Origin of the sequence: uncultured Shewanella sp., assembly GCF_947497935.1 — a bacterium.
Taxonomy (GTDB): domain Bacteria; phylum Pseudomonadota; class Gammaproteobacteria; order Enterobacterales; family Shewanellaceae; genus Shewanella.
This window is the reverse complement of record NZ_CANMIO010000043.1, coordinates 1-3,270: the sequence shown is the minus strand read 5'-3', so window position 1 is coordinate 3,270 and position 3,270 is coordinate 1. Positions and strand designations below refer to the sequence as shown.

The window sequence follows — 3,270 nt, the reverse complement described above, 5'->3', positions numbered from 1 at the left end:
ATAGCTATTAACTCATCGCATCACTTCATATCCTCAAGACTTCATATTTTCAAGGAACGTGGGCTTAGCGTAATGCAGTCGGCTCCAATGCTCTGGGTTGGAGTAGTAACTCGCCATCACTAGCTCCCTCAATCCTTGATAGGCGGTGACCATCATGTCCATATAACTTGTACGCCAACTTTGTAGCATCTCTATCAATTCGGCTTGGTTTCGCATCATCAAAGGTGTCATGCTGCCGGTTAATATCAGCAGCCCTAATCGCCCCTCTAGCATTTCCAGCAGTTGCTCGAGCTCATCGAAGGTGTCTTGAGGAAGGATGGAGATAGTGTGCTCGATAGCATCTAGCGTTCTATTTATCGAATCGCGTTTTAGGGTGGCCACATCAGGCAGCGCGCCATCTAAAAATACCGGCACTAGCACACTAAATAACAAACGGTGCTTGTCATCGAGCTGCTTATTAACACCGATATAATCTGACGAGTAATAATTCACTCCCAGTGCTAAGCATGCAGTACCTGCCAATGCGGTTGTGATAAAAGTCCGTCGCTCCATCGAATCCTCTCATTCTTATTATTTAAGTTTGTGGCAGCAAACTTCGGCGGCCCTGACACTTACAACTGGAAACAAAGCGAAAAAAGATCGGCTTAAAATCTATGTTACACTCTGCTGACAATAACAATTAAACACACGTTTTAATTTTCAGCAATAGCCAATTATTATGAGCCAGATATTTTCTCCCCCTTGGTGGGCTAAGAACCCCCATATTCAAACGATTCTGCCGGTACTGACCAAAGTGGACAAACCACAGCTTCGACGTGAGAGGCTAGAACTCAGCGATGGTGATTTTATCGATCTCGACTGGCAAGGCTCTCCAAAAGAAAACCAGCCGATACTAGTGATCATCCATGGCTTAGAGGGTAGCGCCCAATCCCATTACGCTCGTCGTATGTTAGCCGCCTGTAAGGCACTAGACTTATGCGCTGTGGTGCATCATCACCGTAGCTGTTCAGGCGAACTGAATCGTCTGGTTAGGGGTTACCACAGTGGCGATACTCAAGATCTACAAACCAGCCTCAGTCACTTAAAAGCTCAATACCCTAGCAGTCGCTTACTTGCGGCAGGCTACAGTCTAGGGGGGAATGTGCTGGTCAAATATCAGGGCGAGCAACAAGAGCGCAGCCTAATTGATAGGGGCGTTGCCATCTCGCCTCCTCTGCAACTGGGCTCTTGTGCCAATAGACTGGAGAAAGGCTTCTCTAAAGTTTACCAAAGCTACCTAATTAAACAGCTGCAAGAAAAGATGCGTGGAAAAATTGCGAGGCCTGAGCTCCAGCCTTTAATGCCCATAAACAAGAGCGACATTGAACAGCTCAAGACCTTTTATCTATTCGACGATAAGATCACCGCACCGCTACATGGCTTTAGCGATGTTGATGATTATTACACCCGTGCCAGTGGCCTGCCTTACTTAAGCCAAATCACTAAACCGACCTTAGTTATTCACGCTAAAGACGATCCCTTTATGACCAATGCCGTTATCCCAACGCCACAGCAACTGTCGGCTCAAGTACAATATGAGCTGCACGACAATGGTGGCCATGTGGGCTTTATCGAAGGTGGTAGCCCTTGGCGTCCGCAGTATTATCTTGAAAAGCGTGTATTGAATTTTTTAACATCACTGGAAGCATCACCATGTTAGTTCCTTACGAGTCTTTATCGCAGTTATCTAGCGAAACTTTTGACAACCTCATCAAAGAGTACCTTATCAGCCAAGTCGAAGATGGCAGTTTTTCTGGCGATGGCGAACACAGTATGGATAGAGCCATCATTCAGTGCAAGACTGCGCTCAAGCAGGGCCTGTTAGTGGTTGAATATAACGAAGAAGAGGAATCCATCGGTATTAGACGTAAAGAAGATATTGTCTCTCAAGAGAGTGAATACGATTAAATTGACCTAAGCTAAGCTAATCCGTATAACTGAAGATACTAAACCGCAATCTGCTTACCAAAGTCACTATCGCTAGCTTTATTTAGCTAATGCACGAGTGATAGTTAACTCTTTATATTTTGGGTAAAAAAATGTCAGCGAAACATCCTATTATTGCAGTAACTGGCTCCTCTGGTGCGGGCACGACGACCACGACAACGGCATTCAACCATATCTTTAGACAGTTAGGGATCAATGCCGCTATTGTTGAAGGCGATAGCTTTCACCACTTCACCCGTCCTGAAATGGCAGTGATGATCCGTAAAGAAAAGACCGAAAATCGAAATATTAGTTACTTCGGTCCAGAGGCTAATGACTTTAACCGTCTTGAGCAGTGCTTTAGTGATTACAGCAATACTGGACAAGGAGAAACCCGCGCCTACTTACACACCTTCGATGAAGCTGTTCCCTTCAATCAGATGCCAGGTACTTTCACCCAGTGGCACCCACTGCCTGAAAATACCGATATGCTCTATTACGAGGGGCTTCATGGCGGTGTCGTTACCGATGATTGTGATGTTGCCCAGCATGTCGACCTGCTCATAGGCATGGTTCCTATCGTCAACCTTGAGTGGATCCAGAAGATTATTCGTGACACCTCAGAGCGTGGACATAGCCGTGAGAAGGTGATGGATTCGATTGTGCGTAGTATGGATGATTATATTAACCATATGACGCCGCAGTTCTCTCGCACCCATATTAATTTTCAGCGAGTCCCGACTGTAGACACTTCGAACCCGTTTAGCGCCAAGAGCATTCCCACTTCAGATGAAAGCTTTGTGGTAATCCGTTTTCGTGGCATTAAAAATGTCGACTTCCCCTACTACTTAAAAATGATCCAAGGCTCATTTATGTCACGTATGCATACCTTAGTGGTGCCTGGTGGCAAGATGTCCCTCGCCATGGAGCTTATTCTAACTCCCTTGGTAAAAGATTTGATGGACAAGCGACTAGAGCTTATTTCAGAGGATGGCGAGTAACTTCCGCTAAGCTCTAGCTTATTAAGATTAGTTTAAGCCAGCTTATGTAGACTGCTGCTTATCGGGATTTCAGGCGAAAGAACGATAAGTTAGCAGTCCCTTGGAGGTAAATTCCCCCATCTTGATCTGTTTACCTTCTTGGGATTGCTAGCTGACCTTATCTGACTTTGTTTATAAGCTTTTCTCAATATTTTCTAGTAAGCCAAAAAGTAAATTCCACCGTCACGCTTGATCTGTTTACCTTCTTGGGATTGCTAGCTGACCTTATCTGACTTTGTTTATAAGCTTTTCTCAATATTTTCTA

Annotated in this window: 4 protein-coding genes; 3 read left to right on the top strand and 1 reads right to left on the bottom strand. The window is 45.0% G+C overall.

Going from position 1 to position 3,270, the window contains the following annotated elements:
* Nucleotides 1-33: 33 nt before the first annotated feature.
* Nucleotides 34-552, bottom strand: coding sequence for a TAT leader-containing periplasmic protein (locus Q1A86_RS21040; protein ID WP_299811422.1), 519 nt, complete (start codon nucleotides 550-552; stop codon nucleotides 34-36).
* A 166-nt stretch (nucleotides 553-718) separates the two neighbouring features.
* Between Q1A86_RS21040 and Q1A86_RS21035 the strand changes: the two genes are divergently transcribed.
* The 3 genes from Q1A86_RS21035 to Q1A86_RS21025 all read left to right on the top strand — a co-directional run bounded on the left by Q1A86_RS21035 (nucleotide 719) and on the right by Q1A86_RS21025 (nucleotide 2,966).
* On the top strand, nucleotides 719-1,699 hold the full coding sequence (locus Q1A86_RS21035) for a hydrolase (RefSeq protein ID WP_299811419.1): 981 nt from the start codon (nucleotides 719-721) through the stop codon (nucleotides 1,697-1,699).
* On the top strand, nucleotides 1,693-1,947 hold the full coding sequence (locus Q1A86_RS21030; protein ID WP_220758866.1) for a YheU family protein: 255 nt from the start codon (nucleotides 1,693-1,695) through the stop codon (nucleotides 1,945-1,947). The genes Q1A86_RS21035 and Q1A86_RS21030 overlap by 7 nt, the downstream gene beginning before the upstream one ends.
* 131 nt (nucleotides 1,948-2,078) lie before the next feature.
* Nucleotides 2,079-2,966 (top strand): phosphoribulokinase, encoded by an 888-nt coding sequence (locus tag Q1A86_RS21025; protein WP_220758867.1) that lies wholly within the window; start codon nucleotides 2,079-2,081, stop codon nucleotides 2,964-2,966.
* Nucleotides 2,967-3,270: the final 304 nt, after the last annotated feature.

Coding starts and splice junctions, on each gene's coding strand:
- Q1A86_RS21040 (WP_299811422.1), bottom strand. CDS start 552: ATGGAGCGACGGACTTTTATCACAACCGCATTGGCAGGTACTGCATGC.
- Q1A86_RS21025 (WP_220758867.1), top strand. CDS start 2,079: ATGTCAGCGAAACATCCTATTATTGCAGTAACTGGCTCCTCTGGTGCG.
- Q1A86_RS21030 (WP_220758866.1), top strand. CDS start 1,693: ATGTTAGTTCCTTACGAGTCTTTATCGCAGTTATCTAGCGAAACTTTT.
- Q1A86_RS21035 (WP_299811419.1), top strand. CDS start 719: ATGAGCCAGATATTTTCTCCCCCTTGGTGGGCTAAGAACCCCCATATT.